The sequence below is a fragment of the Pararhizobium sp. LjRoot238 genome, from assembly GCF_964252955.1.
Classification (GTDB): Bacteria; Pseudomonadota; Alphaproteobacteria; order Rhizobiales; family Rhizobiaceae; genus Pararhizobium.
Genome location: NZ_CAXUPP020000001.1, coordinates 2290544 through 2306776 on the forward strand (window position 1 = coordinate 2290544; position 16233 = coordinate 2306776).

A 16233-nucleotide genomic window follows, 5' to 3' on the forward strand; every position below is an offset into this window, starting at 1 on the left:
CTTGACACGTGATATTATGGTATACCATCATACGGCATATCGACATAGAAGGAAAACGGCCTTGGCTATCGAAATCCGCAAAACACTTCTTCAGGTGGAAACCATTCTTGTTGAAGGAGGCAAGGCAGCCCCGGTGCCGCTGAAGCTCTACGCGGCGATGGCCGTTGTGAAGAATCCCTGGGCTGGGCAAGGCTTCGTGGAAGATCTGAAGCCGGAGATCCATGCCGCCGCGCCGGTGCTCGGCGAATTGCTGACCCGCATGATCATTGACGCCGTCGGATCCGGCGAACAGGTAGAGGCCTATGGCAAGGCGGCGGTTGTCGGGCTTGATGGTGAGCTTGAGCATGCGTCGGCGCTGATCCATACGCTGCGTTTCGGCAATCACTACCGCACTGCCGTCGGTGCCAAATCCTATCTCGCCTTCTGCAACACGCGCGGCCCGGCCAATGCGCCTGTGATGATCCCGCTGATGGACAAGAACGACGAGGGGCGCCGCTCGCATTACCTCACCATCCAAACGTCGATCGCCGACGCGCCGGCGGCCAATGAGATTGTCGTCGCGCTTGGCGCGTCGGTCGGCGGCCGTCCGCATCATCGCATCGGCGATCGCTACCAGGACCTCAAAGACCTTGGCAACGACGTGAACAACCCCGCAGCGGTCTGAGGCTGACATGGAAATGGTTCGGCGGTTTCATACGAAAAGCGGCATGGCCTTTGCCGAGCAGGGCACCGGCGAACCGCTGGTGCTGATCCACGGGGTCGGCATGCGGCTGGAGGCCTGGGCGCCGCAAATGGCGGCGCTCGGCAAGAGCCATCGTGTGATCGCCGTCGATATGCCGGGACACGGCGAAAGCCGTTCATTGCCGGGTGACGCGGGGCTTGAAGCCTTTGTTGCGTGGCTGGGCCTTTTCCTCGATGATCTGGGGCTTGAGCGCGCCAATGTGGCCGGACACTCCATGGGTGCCCTGATTGCCGGCGGCGCGGCCGCCACGTTCGGATCAAGGGTTTCCCGGGTGGCGCTGTTGAACGGTGTCTATCGCCGCGATGCGGGCGCAAGTGCTGCAGTCGTCGGCAGGGCACGGGAAATCCGGGCCGGGCAGGTCGATGTCGACGGTCCGCTGTTGCGCTGGTTCGGGGCGGACAGTCAGGAGAGCGATGTCTATCGCCTGACCCATCGCTGGCTGTCCTCCGTCGATCGTGCCGGTTATGCCACGGCCTATGCCGCCTTTGCCGCCGGCGACAGCAGCTATGCTGATTGTTGGCCGAATGTCGGATGTCCGGCACTGTTTCTCACCGGAGCCGACGATCCCAACTCGACCCCGGCCATGGCGCGCGCGATGGCGGAGGCGGCCCCTGCCGGTTATGCGGTGCTGATCGATGGCCACCGGCATATGGTCAACCTGACGGCCCCCGATGAGGTCAATACGATCCTGTTGGAATGGCTGGCGAAACCGGAGGAGATGAAATGAGCCAAGCGAGTTTCGATGCGCGCGCCCTGCGCGATGCGTTCGGCGCCTTTCCGACCGGCGTGACGGTGGTGACGGCCCATGATCCGTCCGGCCAGCCGATCGGCTTCACCGCCAATTCCTTCACCTCGGTGTCGCTCGATCCGCCGTTGCTGTTGATCTGTCTGGCAAAGACCTCGCGGAATTTTGCGACTATCACCGGGTCTGCGGGCTTTGCGGTGAATATCCTTTCGGAGACCCAGAAGGATGTCTCCAATACCTTCGCCCGCCCGGTCGAGGACCGTTTCGCCGCCGTCGAGTGGAAGAAAGGGCCTGAAGGCTCGCCGATCTTTGCCGATGTTGCGGCCTGGTTCGATTGCGCCACCGAACAGGTGCTTGATGCGGGCGACCATGTCATCATGACCGGCCGGGTCAAGGCGTTCGCCAATAGTGGCCTGAACGGTCTCGGGTACGCCCGAGGCAGCTATTTCACGCCGGCACTGGCGGGCAAGGCCGTTTCGGCGGCGGCGGAAGGCGAGGCCCAGTTGAGCGCCGTGATCGAGCGCGACGGCTCGGTTCTTCTGCTTGGAAGCGATGTACTCAGCCTTCCGACCTGCGCCATGGAAGGCGGCGAACCGACGCAGATGCTGCGGGATTATCTGGAGACGCTCACGGGACTGAGCGTCTCCATCGGCTTCCTCTATTCCGTCTATGAAAGCCGCGCCGACAACCGCCAGCACATCGTCTACCGCGCAACCGCGACAGCCGGGGAGCCGGCCGCCGGACGGTTCCTGCCGCTCGCAGATGCCCTGCAGCAAACGTTCGACAGCACCGCGACGGCCGACATTGTCCGGCGGTTCGATCTGGAAAACTCCATCGGCAATTTCGGCGTTTATTTCGGCAATGAGACAGCTGGCAAAGTCCACCCGGTTTCAAGGAAGGCCTGACCGCGATGAAATTCTCTCTCTTTGTCCATATGGAGCGGCTTGACGCGGACCAGGATCATAAGAGCCTCTACGAGGAATTCGTGGCGCTCTGTGAAATTGCCGACAGGGGCGGCATGCACGCCATCTGGACCGGCGAACATCATGGCATGGATTTTACCATCGCCCCCAACCCGTTCGTCACCATCGCCGATCTGGCGCGCCGCACCAGCAACGTGCGGCTCGGCACCGGCACGGTGATCGCGCCGTTCTGGCATCCGATCAAGCTCGCTGGCGAGGCGGCGATGACGGATCTCATCTGCGACGGCCGGCTGGATATCGGCATCGCCCGCGGCGCCTATTCCTTCGAGTATGAACGCCTGCTGCCCGGGCTCGATGCCTGGGGGGCCGGTCAGCGCATGCGCGAACTCATTCCCGCGGTGAAGAAGCTGTGGGAAGGCGACTACGCGCATGACGGCGAGTTCTACAAATTCCCGTCGACCACTTCCGCGCCGAAGCCGATCCAGCAGCACCCGCCGATCTGGGTGGCGGCGCGCGATCCGAACTCCCATGAATTCGCGGTCGCCAATGGCTGCAATGTTCAGGTGACGCCGCTCTGGCAGGGGGACGACGAGGTCGAAACGCTGATGGGGCGCTTCAACGAGGCCTGCGCCAAGAACGCTGCCGTCGAGCGGCCGAAGATCATGCTCCTGCGCCACACTTACGTCGGTTCCGATGAAGCCGACATCGCGCAGGCCGCCCATGAAATGAGCGTCTACTACAACTACTTCTTCGCCTGGTTCAAGAACGAGAAGCCGATCCATCAGGGCCTGATCGAGCGGATTCCGCCCGAGGATATCGCCGCCAATGCGATGCTTTCGGCGGATGTCATGCGGGCCAACAACGTGGTCGGCGGAGCAGACGAGGTGATCGGCCGGCTCAAGGCTTACGAAGCCATGGGCTACGACGAATATTCCTTCTGGATCGACACCGGCATGAGCTTCGAGCGAAAGAAGGCGTCGCTCGAACGCTTCATCGCCGAGGTCATCCCGGCCTTCGGGGAGTAGGGCGATGCAGCAGTTTCAATGTTATATCGACGGATGTTTCGGTAATGGCGAGGCGCGCTTTCCAAGCGTAGACCCGGCAACCGGCACCGCGTGGGCGGACATGCCCGAAAGCCGCGAGGCCGATGTCGATCGTGCCGTCGAGGCGGCCCACCAGGCGCTGCACGGCGGTGGCCGCTGGGCGCGGATGACGGCGACGCAGCGCGGCAAGCTGCTCTACCGCCTCGCCGATCTCATCGCGGCAAGCGTGCCGCGACTGGCCGAACTCGAAACCCGCGACACCGGCAAGATCATTCGCGAGACGTCCTCGCAGATCGCCTATGTCGCCGACTATTACCGCTACTATGCCGGGCTCGCCGACAAGATCGAAGGTGCCTTTCTGCCGATCGACAAGCCGGACATGGACGTCTGGCTGCGCCGTGAGCCGGTCGGCGTCGTCGCAGCAATCGTGCCCTGGAACAGCCAGCTGTTTCTCGCCGCCGTCAAAATCGGCCCGGCACTTGCGGCCGGCTGCACCATCGTCGTCAAGGCATCGGAAGATGGCCCGGCGCCGCTGCTCGAATTCGCCCGGCTCGTCGACGAGGCAGGCTTCCCTCCCGGTGTCGTCAACATCATCACCGGCTTTGGGCCCACCTGTGGTGCGGCACTGACGGCGCATCCGAAGGTTGCCCATATCGCCTTTACCGGCGGGGCCGAGACCGCCCGCCATATCGTCCGCAGCTCGGCGGAGAACCTCGCGTCCACCTCTCTCGAACTCGGCGGCAAGTCGCCGCTTCTCGTCTTCGCCGACGCCGATCTCGAAAGTGCCGCCAATGCGCAGGTCGCCGGCATTTTTGCGGCGACCGGCCAGAGTTGCGTTGCCGCCTCCCGGCTGATCGTCGAGCGCAGCGTCAAGGACCGCTTCCTCGAAATCCTCGCTGCCAAGGCCGAGGCGATCCGCATCGGTTCGCCGCTCTCGATGGACACCGAGGTGGGGCCGCTGGCAACGGAACGGCAGCGCCGGCATATCGAAACGCTGGTTGCCGCCTCGCTCGAAGCCGGAGCCAGGCTCGTGACCGGCGGCTCGGCGCCGGCCGGGGAGGGCTATTTCTATCGCCCGACCATCCTCGATTGCGACGGCACGAACTCGCCATCCTTGGACAAGGAATTTTTCGGTCCGGTTCTCTCCGTCGTGTCGTTCGAGACGGAAGCGGAAGCGATCGAGCTTGCCAACAGCACGCCCTATGGGCTCGCGTCCGGCATCTTCACGCAGAACCTGACGCGGGCGCACCGGCTGATGAAAGCGATCCGCGCCGGCATCGTCTGGGTCAATACCTACCGTGCGGTATCGCCAATTGCACCGTTCGGCGGCTCGGGTCTTTCCGGTGACGGGCGCGAAGGCGGTCTTGCGGCGGCGCTGAGCTACACCCGCACCAAGACCGTGTGGCTGCGGACATCGGATGATCCGATCCCCGATCCGTTCGTGATGCGGTGACGGCGATGTTTTACGAGATCCGCACCTACCGGCTGAAGAACGGCGCGATCCCCGCCTATCTCAAGGTCGTGGAAGGGGAGGGCATCGCCATCCAGAAGAAACATCTGGGCGAACTGGCCGGCTATTTCTACTCGGAGATCGGGCCGATCAACGAGATCGTCCATATCTGGGGCTTTACCAGCCTGGACGACCGCGAGGCGCGCCGCAGCCGGTTGATGGCCGATCCGGACTGGCAGGCTTTCCTGCCGAAAATTCGCGATCTGATCGAGATCGCCGACAACAAGATCATGAAGCCGGCAGCCTTTTCGCCCATGGGAGGATCGCGGCCGGTGTGAGCCGGCAAGAGCCAGCGGCTCATTGAATACGACATTTCGGGATTTCATCACCTTCCAGGGAAAGCCCGGGACGGACAGCCGAAGGCTGTCGCGAATGCAAGAAAAACAGTCAAAAATCAACGGAGCAAGGGAACATGACAAAGACATTCATCATCGCGGCCATGGCCGCATCACTTGGCCTTTCCACCGCGGCAGCCGCTGCCGATCTGGTTTTCACCAGTTGGGGCGGGACCACCCAGGACGCACAGAAGACCGCCTGGGCCGATCCGTTCACGTCGGAAAGCGGCATCAACGTGCTGCAGGACGGACCGACCGACTATGGCAAGCTCAAGGCCATGGTCGAGGCCGGGAGCGTCACCTGGGATGTGATCGACGTTGAGGGCGACTATGCCGTCCAGGCTGGCAAGGCCGGTCTGCTCGAAAAGCTGGACTTCTCGGTCATCGACAAGTCGAAGCTCGATCCGCGCTTTTTGACCGACTACTCCGTCGGGAGCTTCTATTATTCCTTCGTCATCGGCTGCAACAAGGATGCGGTCTCGGCCTGCCCGAAGACCTGGGCGGATCTCTTCGACACCACGAAGTTTCCCGGAAAGCGCACGTTCTACAAATGGTCTGCGCCCGGCGTGATCGAAGCCGCCTTGCTGGCAGACGGCGTAGCGCCCGAGAAGCTCTATCCGCTCGATCTCGACCGCGCCTTCAAGAAGCTCGATACCATCAAGGCCGACATCATCTGGTGGACCGGCGGCGCGCAATCGCAGCAGCTTCTTGCTTCCGCCGAAGCGCCTTTTGGTTCGTTCTGGAACGGGCGCTTGACGGCGCTTGCCGAAACCGGCGTTACCGTCGAAACGTCTTGGGAGCAGAACATCACGGCGGCGGATGCTCTCGTCGTGCCGAAGGGCACGAAGAACAAGGAAGCGGCGATGAAGTTCATTGCGGCTGCAACCAGCGCCGATGCTCAGGCCAACATGGCAATCAGCACCGGCTACGCTCCGATCAACCTCGATTCGAGCGCCATCATGGACGAAAAGCTTCGCATGACCCTGCCGGACATGCAGTCGGCGAGCCAGGTCAACGCCGACATGGATTACTGGGCGGCAAACCGCGATGCAATCGGCGAACGCTGGTACGCATGGCAGGCCAAGTAAGCCTTTATCGGCGGGCGCGAGCGGTCGCGCCCGCCTTCCGTAACCGACGGAACCGTTCTCATAAAGGGTTTTCGGCATGGCCTTGCTGACTGAGCGAGACGACATAACAGCGATGGGCAAAATCCGCCCGGTCCGGTCGAGGAATTTCGCCCTGACCGTTCCGGCGCTGCTGCTTCTCGTGGTGTTCTTCATTCTGCCGGTGGTGTCGCTGCTGCTGCGCAGCGTGATGGAGCCGGAGCCGGGCCTCGACAACTACAGGGCCCTGCTTGGATCGACCACGTATCTGAAGATATTCCTGAACACCTTCAGCGTGTCCGCACTGGTCACCGTGGTAACGCTCGCGATCGGCTTTCCTGTCGCCTGGGCGCTTGCCATCATGCCGTCGCGCTGGGCCTCGATCGTCTTTGCCGTGCTGCTTTTGTCGATGTGGACCAATCTTCTCACGCGCACCTATGCCTGGATGGTGCTCTTGCAGCGCACCGGCGCCATCAACAAGACGCTGATGGGGCTCGGGCTGATCAGCGAGCCGCTGCCGCTGGTCAACAACCTTGTCGGCGTCACCATCGGCATGACCTACATCATGCTGCCGTTCATCATCCTGCCGCTCTACGGCGTCATACGAAAGATCGATCCGGCCATCCTGCAGGCGGCCGCCCTCTGTGGCGCGACCCGGTGGCAGGCGCTCACCCGCATCCTTATTCCGCTGGCAACTCCCGGCATGGTCTCCGGCGCGCTGATGGTGTTCGTCATGTCGCTCGGCTATTTCGTCACGCCGGCGCTGCTCGGCGGCACGGCCAATATGATGCTTGCCGAACTGATCGCACAATTCGTGCAATCGCTGGTCAATTGGGGCATGGGCGGAGCGGCGGCGCTGGTGCTACTGGTCGTCACGCTGACGCTCTACGCCGTTCAGCTCAGGCTGTTCGGGACCGCCCGCATGGAAGGACGCTGAGATGCTGTTGAATTTCGACCGCCTCGGCGGATGGAAATGGATCCTGCTTGGTATCACCGGCCTGACCGCGGCCTTTCTCATCCTGCCGATCGTCTTCATCGCGGCGCTCTCCTTCGGCTCGTCGCAATGGCTGATCTTTCCCCCACCAAGCTGGACGCTGAAATGGTACGAGGCCTTTTTCGCCGACCCGCGCTGGCTTGAAGCCGCAGGGACGAGCTTTTCGATCGCCGCCATGGTGACGGTCCTGTCCGTGCTGATCGGCCTCGTCGCGTCGTTCGGGCTCGTTCGCGGGCGCTTCATCGGCAAGGAGGGCCTCAGGGCACTGTTCCTGACGCCAATGATCCTGCCGGTGGTGGTGCTTGCCGTCGCGCTCTACGCCTTCTTCCTGCGGATAGGCCTCAACGGGACCGTCACCGGCTTCGTCATCGCCCATCTGGTCGTCGCTTTGCCGTTCTCGATCCTCTCCATCACCAATGCGCTGGAAGGCTTCGACAAGTCGATCGAGGACGCGGCGGTGCTCTGTGGCGCAAGCCCGCTGGAGGCGAAGCTGCGGATTACCCTGCCGTCGATCAGCCATGGGCTGTTTTCGGCAGCCGTTTTCTCGTTTCTGACGTCGTGGGACGAGGTGGTGCTGGCGATCTTCATGGCAAGCCCGACCCTGCAGACGCTGCCCGTCAAGATCTGGGCAACGCTGCGTCAGGACCTGACGCCGGTGATCGCCGCCGCTTCCACCCTTCTCATCGTCGTTACCATTGCCCTGATGCTTCTGGTCGCGCTGTTGCGCAAAGGACTGAAATCATGACCGCACCCTTTCTGCACATCCGCGGCTTAAGAAAAGACTACGGCATCGTCACCGCTGTCCGCGACGTCAACCTCACGGTCGAGCGCGGCGAGTTCATGACCTTCCTCGGGCCTTCCGGATCGGGCAAGAGCACGACGCTCTACATCCTCGCCGGCTTCGAGAATCCGACGGCGGGCGACATCCTGTTGAGCGGCCAGAGCCTGATCGAGACGCCCTCGCACAAGCGCAATATCGGCATGGTATTCCAGCGCTACACGCTGTTCCCGCACCTCTCCGTCGGCGAGAACATCGCCTTTCCGCTGAAGGTCCGGCGCCTTCCGAAGGCCGAGATCGATGCCAAGGTGGCGAAGATGCTGAAACTCGTCCGGCTCGAGGGTTTCGAGGACCGCAAGCCGGCCCAGATGTCGGGCGGCCAGCAGCAGCGCGTGGCGCTGGCGCGGGCGCTCGCCTATGATCCGCCGGTGCTTCTGATGGATGAGCCGTTGTCGGCGCTCGACAAGAAGCTGCGTGAGGAAATCCAGCACGAGATCCGCCGTATCCATCAGGAAACCGAGGTCACCATCCTCTATGTCACGCATGACCAGGAGGAGGCGTTGCGGCTGTCGGATCGCATTGCAGTGTTCTCCAGGGGCGTGATCGACCAGATCGGCACCGGGCCGGAGCTCTATGCCAATCCTTCGACCCGCTTTGTCGCGGAGTTCATCGGTGACAGCGACTTCGTCACCTGCCGCGTCCTGTCTGCGCGGGACGGGCGGGCGGAACTCGCGGTGGGGACGGGCATGACGATCAGCGGTGTTCCCATGCATGGCAGTGCTGCGGCCGGCAGCAAGGCCGCCTTGATGCTGCGCCCCGAACGCCTCTCCCTCAAGCGTGGACAGACCGGCGGCAACGGGCTGTCGGCCACCGTCACGGACATCACCTTCCTCGGCAGCAACATCCATGTTGCCGCGACGGTCCCATCCGGCGAAGCGCTGTCGGTGCGATTGCCCTTCGGACATGAGGCGACCAGCGGCCTTGCGCGGGGCGATACGGTGTCGCTTGGCTTCGATCCGGCAAGCGCACACGTCTTCTGCGCTTAAAACACGCCCTCTGGCCCGCGGCGGCTCGCGTAGCCTGATCCGGCTGCGGATTTTTGCCGATGTGCTGGGTGTCCCGGTCTCGGTTGCTCGCTCGCGGGAAATCGGTGCGTTGGGAGCTGCGATTGCGGCCGGTGTCTGCATCTTCTCAGGTTTCGCAGACGGCGCGGCCGCGATGGTGCGGACGGAGCGGTTCTATCGTCCGAACGTCTCACTTGAGGGGCATTATGCGCGGCGATACAGTCTTTATCGGGATATCGCCGATGCCATGGCGCCGCTGTGGCACCGGTTGACGGCGGTTGAGGCTGCGGCACCGGGAGTGGCGGCGTGAACAGGCATGCGAATGAGGCCGTTGTGGATGCGGGCAGTTATGATTTCATCATCGTCGGTGCGGGCTCGGCGGGATGTGTGCTGGCGAACCGGCTGTCGGCCGATCCGAAGAGCCAGGTCCTCCTGCTCGAAGCGGGCGGCAGCGACCGTTATCACTGGGTGCATGTGCCGATCGGATACCTCTATTGCATGGGCAATCCGCGTACCGACTGGATGATGAAGACGGCGGCGGAACCCGGGCTCAATGGCCGATCGCTGCCGTATCCGCGCGGAAAAGTGCTGGGCGGCTGTTCGTCGATCAACGGCATGATCTACATGCGCGGGCAGGCGGCGGACTATGACGGCTGGCGGCAGGCGGGCAATGCCGGCTGGGGGTGGGACGACGTGCTGCCGTATTTCGTCAAGTCCGAGGACAATTATCGCGGCAATTCCCAGATGCATGGGGCCGGCGGCGAATGGCGGGTGGAGAAGCAGCGGCTCTCCTGGACGATCCTCGACGCCTTCCGCGATGCAGCGGAGGAACTCGGCATCCCGAAGACCGACGATTTCAACGCCGGCGACAATGAGGGCTCGGGCTATTTCGAGGTGAACCAGCGCGGCGGGCTGCGGTGGAACACCACCAAGGCCTTTTTGCGCCCGGCGATGAAACGGCCCAATCTGCGGGTGATGACCGGAGCGGAGACGGAACGTCTTGAGTTTGACGGCAGACAAGCCACCGGTGTTCGTTTCCGGCTGAACGGCCAGACCCATGTCGCGCGCGCCAGCCGGGAGGTGATCCTTTCGGCCGGCGCGATCAATTCGCCGAAGATACTGGAGCTTTCGGGGGTCGGCCGGCCGGAGGTGCTGTCAGGTGCTGGGATCGATGTCAGCCATGAACTGCCGGGTGTCGGCGAAAACCTGCAGGACCATTTGCAGATCCGCACCGTCTTCCGCATCGAGGGTGCGAAGACGCTGAACCAGCTCTACCACAATCTCTTCACCCGCGCCGGCATGGGGCTCGAATATGCACTGTGGCGCTCCGGGCCACTGTCCATGGCGCCGAGCCAGCTCGGCATTTTCGCCAGGAGCGATCCCGCCGTGGAGACGGCCGACCTCGAATATCACGTGCAGCCGCTCAGCACCGACCGTCTCGGCGAGCCGCTGCATCGCTATCCGGCCGTCACGGTGTCGGTGTGCAATCTGCGCCCGGAAAGCCGGGGGACCGTTCATGTCGGCGGCCCCGATGTTTCGGTGGCGCCGGAGATTCGGCCGAGTTATCTTTCGACGGCGGGAGACCGGATCGTCGCGGTGAAATCGATCCGTCATGCCCGCAGGTTGATGGCGGCGAAAGCGATCGAAAAATACCGGCCGCAGGAGATTCTGCCGGGCACGGCGTTTCAGAGCGACGAGGAGCTGATCCGGCGCGCGGGCGATATCGCGACGACGATCTTTCACCCGGTCGGGACCTGCAAGATGGGCAATGACAGTATGGCCGTTGTTGATCCGCAGTTGCGGGTCCACGGGCTCGCCAATCTCCGGGTCGTCGATGCGTCGGTCATGCCGACGATCGTCTCGGGCAATACCAACTCGCCGGTCATCATGATCGCGGAAAAGGCGGCGGAGATGATTGCCGGCAGGTCGGTTGCAACCGGTATCTGGAAGGATCTGAAATGATGGCCGGACTTTTTCCCTTTCTGATCTTTTCCGCAGCTATCGGTGCCGGCCTCAATGCCGGCCTGTTCTTCATCTTCTCCGTCTGCATCATGGGCGCGCTCGGCCGCCTGCCTGCCGAGCAAGGCGTCGCTGCCATGCAGTCGGTCAACGTCGTGATCCTCAATCCGTGGTTCATGCTGGCCTTTTTCGGAACGGCGCTTCTGGCGCTCGTCCTCGTCGCCGGCGGGTTCATGACCGCCAGCCCGGCGCGGCTCTACATGATCGCAGGTGGTCTTCTCTTTCTCGCCGGTACGATCCTGGTGACGATGGTCTTCAATGTGCCGATGAACAACGCGCTCGAAGCGCTACAGCCGCAAAGCGAGGCGGCGGCAAGGCTATGGTCATCGACCTATCTCGTCGATTGGGTCAGGTGGAACCATGTGCGGACGCTGTCCTCGATCGGTGCGCTCGCATGTTTCGTCATGGCTTTCCGGGCTGCCTGACGGGCTGTCCGGAACCTAGCCCACAGCGTTGGCGCGGGTCTTCAGGATGGCGGAAAAGCGCGGGTCGAAGGCGCGGCTGATCGGTTCGGCGGCGGCGCCGAGCGCCACCGACCAGGGATCGGTCATGCCGAGCTGCAGGCGGGGCAGGGCGCGGCCGGGGCGGTTTGCGATTGATGGCAGAAGGGGATGGATGGCGTCGAAAATCCGCCGGGTCAGTGCTTCCGGCGCGCTGGAGCACAGGATGACGGTTTGCGGATCGAAGATCGTCTCGATCAGTTGCACCCCCCAGCGCAATTCCTCGGCGGCGGCGTCGATCCATGAGGCGACCGCCGGATCGTCATTGCTGACCAATGCATTCAACCGGTCATGAAGTTCCGGATCGGCCGGATCGGCATTCAGGTGCTGGTAGAGCGAGGCAAGCGAGGCGCGGTGTTCTAGCGATGATTGTTCCGGGCGCCGGGCGGTGGGGGGCAGGAGCGCCATGCCTATTTCGCCGGCGTTGCCGTTGCCTCCGGCATAAAGCTCGCCGTTGAGGATGAGGCCGGCGCCAATACCGTAGCCGACATAGAGGCAGACGGCATGATCGACGCCATGGGCGGCCCCAACCATGCGTTCGGCTGTGGCGCAGGCGGCCGCGTCGTTCTGCAGGGCGACTTCCAGTCCTGTTCCGGCGGCGAGCGTATCGAGCAGCGGAAAATTCTGCCAGGCCGCCATCATCCATTGATCGTCATTGTCGGTCGCAAGACCGAATGGCCCAGGCATGGCGACACAAAGGCCGACAAGGCGCTGCTCCGACTGTTCCGCGATGCCGGTGAGTTCAGTCCTCACTTGCTCGACGAGATCGAGAATAACCCTGGCACCGTTCGCAGGGCCGCCTGGCGGCAGGTTGGCCTCAGCGCGCACCAGCACGGTGCCGATGAGGTTCACTGCGATCACCCGGGTAATATGGCGGTCGATCTGTAGGCCGATCGCGAACGCACCTTCTGGCACCAGCCGATAGGGCGTCGAAGGCTTGCCGCGACCATTGCGCACCGCCGCCAGAGACACAACCAGCCCATCCCGTTCCAGATCGTCGATGATGTTGGAGACCGCCTGCTTGGTGAGCCCGGACGCCCGGGCGAGATCGGCGCGGGACAATTTCCCGTTCAGCCGCAGAGCGTCGATCATGACGCGGCGATTATGGGCGCTCGTCCCTTCCTGATTGGTGCCGCTCTTGCCTCGTATCACCCGCATCTCATTCACTCGCAAATTCCTCTTGACACTATTAGAATATTGAACAAGAAATAAGTCAAATCAATTGACTTAATGAAAAGGGCCGAAGAGCTCTCAAGGGAACGAAACGGCAGACGGGATCACTCCTAAAGGCCGTGCGACACTTCGACAAGACATGCCGGATGCCGCTGAACGGCGGCTTTTCGGAAAGGTGCGCGCAATCGCGCACCGGCGAACCGATTGTTGTCTATCACTGGAGAGAAGACATGTTGAAATCCAAGCGAAATGCGCTCCTCGGCGCCACGTTGATCGGCGCCTTCTTTGTCACCAATGCCTATGCCGAAACCACGCTCAATGCGTTGTTCATGGCGCAGGCGGCCTATAGCGAGGCGGATGTCCGCGCCATGACGGAGGCGTTCAGCAAGGCCAATCCGGACGTCAAGGTCAATCTCGAATTCGTGCCTTACGAGGGCCTGCACGACAAGACCGTTCTGGCGCAGGGCTCCGGCGGCGGCTACGACGTCGTATTGTTCGACGTGATCTGGCCGGCCGAATATGCGAGCAACAAGGTCCTGGTCGATGTGTCCTCGCGCATTACCGGCGATATGACGAAGGGCGTGCTGCCGGGCGCCTGGACGACGGTCCAGTATGAAGGCGCCTCCTACGGCATGCCGTGGATCCTTGACACGAAATACCTGTTCTACAACAAGGAAATCTTGGAGAAGGCTGGCATCAAGGCACCGCCGAAGACCTGGGACGAGCTTGCCGAACAGGCAAAGATCATCAAGGAAAAGGGCCTGCTTGCAACACCGATCACCTGGAGCTGGTCGCAGGCGGAAGCGGCGATCTGCGATTATACGACGCTGGTCAGCGCCTATGGCGGCAAATTCCTCGACGGCGGCAAGCCGGCGTTCCAGACGGGTGGCGGTCTCGATGCGCTGAAATACATGGTGTCCAGTTATACCGCCGGCATCTCCAATCCGAACTCCAAGGAGTTCCTCGAGGAGGATGTCCGCAAGGTTTTCGAAAACGGTGAAGCCGCTTTCGCGCTGAACTGGACCTACATGTACAACCTTGCCAATGCTGGCAAGGACAGCAAGGTTGCCGGCAAGGTCGGCGTCGTGCCGGCACCGGGCGTTGCGGGCAAGAGCGAGGTTTCGGCGGTGAACGGCTCGATGGGGCTCGGCATCACCTCAACCAGCAAGCATCCCGACGAAGCCTGGAAATACATCACCTTCATGACTTCGCAGGAAGTGCAGAACCAGTACGCCAAGCTCAGCCTGCCGATCTGGGCGTCGTCCTACGAGGATCCGGCGGTGACCAAGGGGCAGGAAGAACTGATCGCGGCCGCCAAGCTGGGGCTGGCCGCCATGTATCCGCGGCCGACCACGCCAAAGTATCAGGAGCTTTCCACCGCCCTGCAGCAGGCAATCCAGGAAGCGCTGCTTGGCCAGGCCAGTCCGGAGGATGCGCTGAAGACCGCCGCCGAGAATAGCGGTCTCTAACGGCACCGGGGTCCGCCCCTTCGCTCGCATTCGCCGATCTCCGGGCGGCACCCTCCCTGCCGCCCGGCCCCTTGCATCCGATGAAATTTCAGGAAGAGCAGCCCCATGTCCGGGACCTCGATGACCACACGTGCATGGCTTCTGATGCTGCCGCTGCTCGCCGTCATGGTTGCCGTCATCGGCTGGCCGCTTGCCGATACGGTCGGGCTCTCTTTTACCGATGCCAAGCTCGTCGGGACCGCCGGAAGTTTTGTCGGCATCGACAATTACGTGAAGACGATTTCGAGCTCCAATTTCCAGCGCAGCATGATCATCACGGCGCAATTCGCAATCATCTCGGTCTTTGCCGAGATGGTTCTGGGTGTGCTTGCTGCCCTTCTCCTCAATCAGCAATTCTATGGCCGCACCATCCTGCGCGGGCTGATGATCCTGCCTTGGGCGCTGCCGACCGTCGTCAACGCGACGCTGTGGCGGCTGATCTACAATCCGGAATATGGCGCGTTGAACGCGGTGTTGACGCAGATCGGCCTGCTCGATGCCTACCGCTCCTGGCTCGGCGAACCCGGCACGGCGCTCGCCTCGCTGATCGTTGCCGATTGCTGGAAGAATTTTCCGCTGGTGGCATTGATAGCGCTTGCCGCGTTGCAGGCCGTGCCGCGCGATATCACCGCCGCCTCGCTGGTCGATGGCGCCGGTCCGTTTGCCCGCTTCCGCTTCGTCATCCTGCCTTATCTTGCCGGGCCGCTGATGGTGGCGCTGGTGCTGCGGACTATCGAAGCCTTCAAGGTTTTCGATATTATCTGGGTGATGACCCGCGGCGGGCCGGCGAACAGCACGCGGACATTGTCGATCCTCGTCTACCAAGAGGCATTCTCCTTCCAGAGGGCCGGATCGGGCGCCTCGCTTGCTCTGATCGTCACCTTGCTGGTGGCAGTGCTCGCCGCCGCTTATGCCGCTCTCGTGCGCAAGACCGCGGGGAGCAACGCCTGATGGAACGCAAGAGCTTCCTGTCCTCCCTCTTCATCCATGCCTGCGCGCTGCTGCTTGCCGCCGTCATCCTCGCGCCGCTCGTCTGGCTCTTCGTCATGAGCATCTCGCCGGCCGCCGATCTCACGGTGAAGCCGCTGCGCTGGTGGCCGCAGGCGATCGATTTTTCGCGCTACGGAGTACTGCTCTCCAGCGTCGAACACAGCGCCGGTGCGGCTTTCGTCGCCTCTCTCGTCAACAGCATCGTCGTCGCCGGCATGGCGACGATCGCGGCTCTGGCGCTTGCCATCCCAGCCGCCTGGGCCGTGTCGCGCACACCCGCCGTCGGCTGGTCGCTCTATATGGTGATCGCCACCTACATGCTGCCGCCCGTGGCGCTGGCGGTGCCGCTCTATTTCGGGCTGTCGCATCTTGGCCTGCTCAACAACGTCTTCGGGCTGGCGCTGGTCTATCTCACCATCCTTTCGCCCTTCACGACCTGGCTGATGAAGTCCGGCTTCGATGCCATCCCGAGAGAGATCGAGGCGGCGGCGATGATGGATGGCGCCGGGCTGTTTGCGACACTGCGCATCATCACCCTGCCGCTTGCCGCGCCGGTGATGGCGACCTCGGCGCTGTTTGCCTTCCTGCTTGCCTGGGACGAATTCTTCTACGCGCTGTTGTTCACCTCGGACCTGCGCGCCAAGACGCTCACCGTCGCCATTGCCGATCTCGCCGGTGGCCGGGTTTCCGATTATGGGTTGATCGCAACCGCGGGCGTGCTTGCCGCTCTGCCGCCCGTGGTGATCGGCCTTGTCATGCAACGAGCCCTGATATCCGGGCTCACCAGCGGCGGCGTCAAGGGATGA

General features: G+C 62.8%; 16 protein-coding genes and 1 pseudogene. 16 read left to right on the top strand and 1 reads right to left on the bottom strand.

The genetic code is table 11. The annotated features are described in order from the left end of the window. The first annotated feature begins 61 nt into the window (after positions 1-61). The 13 genes and pseudogenes from ACSQ3F_RS11175 to ACSQ3F_RS11235 all read left to right on the top strand — a co-directional run bounded on the left by ACSQ3F_RS11175 (position 62) and on the right by ACSQ3F_RS11235 (position 11681). On the top strand, positions 62-664 hold the full coding sequence (locus ACSQ3F_RS11175; protein ID WP_436100271.1) for an amino acid synthesis family protein: 603 nt from the start codon (positions 62-64) through the stop codon (positions 662-664). Between the two features lie 7 nt (positions 665-671). Continuing rightward, positions 672-1469 carry an alpha/beta fold hydrolase gene (locus ACSQ3F_RS11180; protein ID WP_436100272.1) on the top strand — a complete coding sequence of 266 codons (798 nt, stop codon included), beginning with the start codon at positions 672-674 and terminating at the stop codon, positions 1467-1469. Next, positions 1466-2392, top strand: a complete 927-nt coding sequence (locus ACSQ3F_RS11185) for a flavin reductase (RefSeq protein WP_436100273.1) — start codon at positions 1466-1468, stop codon at positions 2390-2392. Before ACSQ3F_RS11180 ends, ACSQ3F_RS11185 begins: the two co-directional genes overlap by 4 nt. A 5-nt stretch (positions 2393-2397) precedes the next feature. After that, positions 2398-3435, top strand: coding sequence for an LLM class flavin-dependent oxidoreductase (locus tag ACSQ3F_RS11190; RefSeq protein WP_436100274.1), 1038 nt, complete (start codon positions 2398-2400; stop codon positions 3433-3435). A gap of 4 nt (positions 3436-3439) precedes the next feature. Continuing rightward, positions 3440-4906 (top strand): aldehyde dehydrogenase, encoded by a 1467-nt coding sequence (locus ACSQ3F_RS11195; RefSeq protein WP_436100275.1) that lies wholly within the window; start codon positions 3440-3442, stop codon positions 4904-4906. A 5-nt stretch (positions 4907-4911) separates the two neighbouring features. Then, positions 4912-5241, top strand: a complete 330-nt coding sequence (locus ACSQ3F_RS11200) for an NIPSNAP family protein (protein WP_436100276.1) — start codon at positions 4912-4914, stop codon at positions 5239-5241. 134 nt (positions 5242-5375) lie between these two features. Continuing rightward, positions 5376-6386 (top strand): ABC transporter substrate-binding protein, encoded by a 1011-nt coding sequence (locus ACSQ3F_RS11205; protein ID WP_436100277.1) that lies wholly within the window; start codon positions 5376-5378, stop codon positions 6384-6386. Positions 6387-6462: 76 nt separating this feature from the next. After that, a complete protein-coding gene (locus tag ACSQ3F_RS11210; protein WP_436100278.1) occupies positions 6463-7338 on the top strand; it encodes an ABC transporter permease in 876 nt (291 codons plus the stop codon). 1 nt (position 7339) lies between these two features. Continuing rightward, entirely contained in the window at positions 7340-8140 is an 801-nt protein-coding gene (locus ACSQ3F_RS11215; protein ID WP_436100279.1) for an ABC transporter permease, read from the top strand. Then, complete coding sequence (locus tag ACSQ3F_RS11220) at positions 8137-9219, top strand: ABC transporter ATP-binding protein (protein ID WP_436100280.1); 1083 nt, start codon at positions 8137-8139, stop codon at positions 9217-9219. Before ACSQ3F_RS11215 ends, ACSQ3F_RS11220 begins: the two co-directional genes overlap by 4 nt. Before the next feature lie 10 nt (positions 9220-9229). Then, a pseudogene (locus tag ACSQ3F_RS11225) lies at positions 9230-9547 on the top strand (FGGY-family carbohydrate kinase); the annotation flags it as partial. Continuing rightward, a complete protein-coding gene (locus ACSQ3F_RS11230; RefSeq protein ID WP_436100281.1) occupies positions 9544-11199 on the top strand; it encodes a GMC family oxidoreductase in 1656 nt (551 codons plus the stop codon). The pseudogene ACSQ3F_RS11225 and the gene ACSQ3F_RS11230, both read left to right, overlap by 4 nt. Further along, positions 11199-11681, top strand: a complete 483-nt coding sequence (locus ACSQ3F_RS11235) for a DUF1772 domain-containing protein (RefSeq protein WP_436102113.1) — start codon at positions 11199-11201, stop codon at positions 11679-11681. The genes ACSQ3F_RS11230 and ACSQ3F_RS11235 overlap by 1 nt, the downstream gene beginning before the upstream one ends. 15 nt (positions 11682-11696) lie before the next feature. On the opposite strand, the gene ACSQ3F_RS11240 is transcribed toward ACSQ3F_RS11235, so the two are convergent. Beyond that, entirely contained in the window at positions 11697-12923 is a 1227-nt protein-coding gene (locus ACSQ3F_RS11240; protein ID WP_436100282.1) for an ROK family protein, read from the bottom strand. 236 nt (positions 12924-13159) lie between these two features. Here ACSQ3F_RS11240 and ACSQ3F_RS11245 point away from each other — a divergent pair, with 236 nt between their 5' ends. From ACSQ3F_RS11245 to ACSQ3F_RS11255, 3 genes are all read left to right on the top strand, one after another. Continuing rightward, positions 13160-14398 (top strand): extracellular solute-binding protein, encoded by a 1239-nt coding sequence (locus ACSQ3F_RS11245; RefSeq protein ID WP_436100283.1) that lies wholly within the window; start codon positions 13160-13162, stop codon positions 14396-14398. 105 nt (positions 14399-14503) lie between these two features. After that, complete coding sequence (locus ACSQ3F_RS11250) at positions 14504-15388, top strand: carbohydrate ABC transporter permease (RefSeq protein ID WP_436100284.1); 885 nt, start codon at positions 14504-14506, stop codon at positions 15386-15388. After that, on the top strand, positions 15388-16233 hold the full coding sequence (locus ACSQ3F_RS11255) for a carbohydrate ABC transporter permease (RefSeq protein ID WP_436100285.1): 846 nt from the start codon (positions 15388-15390) through the stop codon (positions 16231-16233). Before ACSQ3F_RS11250 ends, ACSQ3F_RS11255 begins: the two co-directional genes overlap by 1 nt.

Excerpts from the sequence above, each read along its gene's own strand:
- ACSQ3F_RS11255 (WP_436100285.1), top strand. The coding sequence starts at position 15,388 with ATGGAACGCAAGAGCTTCCTGTCCTCCCTCTTCATCCATGCCTGCGCG.
- ACSQ3F_RS11195 (WP_436100275.1), top strand. The coding sequence starts at position 3,440 with ATGCAGCAGTTTCAATGTTATATCGACGGATGTTTCGGTAATGGCGAG.
- ACSQ3F_RS11180 (WP_436100272.1), top strand. The coding sequence starts at position 672 with ATGGAAATGGTTCGGCGGTTTCATACGAAAAGCGGCATGGCCTTTGCC.
- ACSQ3F_RS11220 (WP_436100280.1), top strand. The coding sequence starts at position 8,137 with ATGACCGCACCCTTTCTGCACATCCGCGGCTTAAGAAAAGACTACGGC.
- ACSQ3F_RS11200 (WP_436100276.1), top strand. The coding sequence starts at position 4,912 with ATGTTTTACGAGATCCGCACCTACCGGCTGAAGAACGGCGCGATCCCC.
- ACSQ3F_RS11245 (WP_436100283.1), top strand. The coding sequence starts at position 13,160 with ATGTTGAAATCCAAGCGAAATGCGCTCCTCGGCGCCACGTTGATCGGC.
- ACSQ3F_RS11185 (WP_436100273.1), top strand. The coding sequence starts at position 1,466 with ATGAGCCAAGCGAGTTTCGATGCGCGCGCCCTGCGCGATGCGTTCGGC.
- ACSQ3F_RS11235 (WP_436102113.1), top strand. The coding sequence starts at position 11,199 with ATGGCCGGACTTTTTCCCTTTCTGATCTTTTCCGCAGCTATCGGTGCC.
- ACSQ3F_RS11190 (WP_436100274.1), top strand. The coding sequence starts at position 2,398 with ATGAAATTCTCTCTCTTTGTCCATATGGAGCGGCTTGACGCGGACCAG.
- ACSQ3F_RS11210 (WP_436100278.1), top strand. The coding sequence starts at position 6,463 with ATGGCCTTGCTGACTGAGCGAGACGACATAACAGCGATGGGCAAAATC.
- ACSQ3F_RS11205 (WP_436100277.1), top strand. The coding sequence starts at position 5,376 with ATGACAAAGACATTCATCATCGCGGCCATGGCCGCATCACTTGGCCTT.
- ACSQ3F_RS11215 (WP_436100279.1), top strand. The coding sequence starts at position 7,340 with ATGCTGTTGAATTTCGACCGCCTCGGCGGATGGAAATGGATCCTGCTT.
- ACSQ3F_RS11250 (WP_436100284.1), top strand. The coding sequence starts at position 14,504 with ATGTCCGGGACCTCGATGACCACACGTGCATGGCTTCTGATGCTGCCG.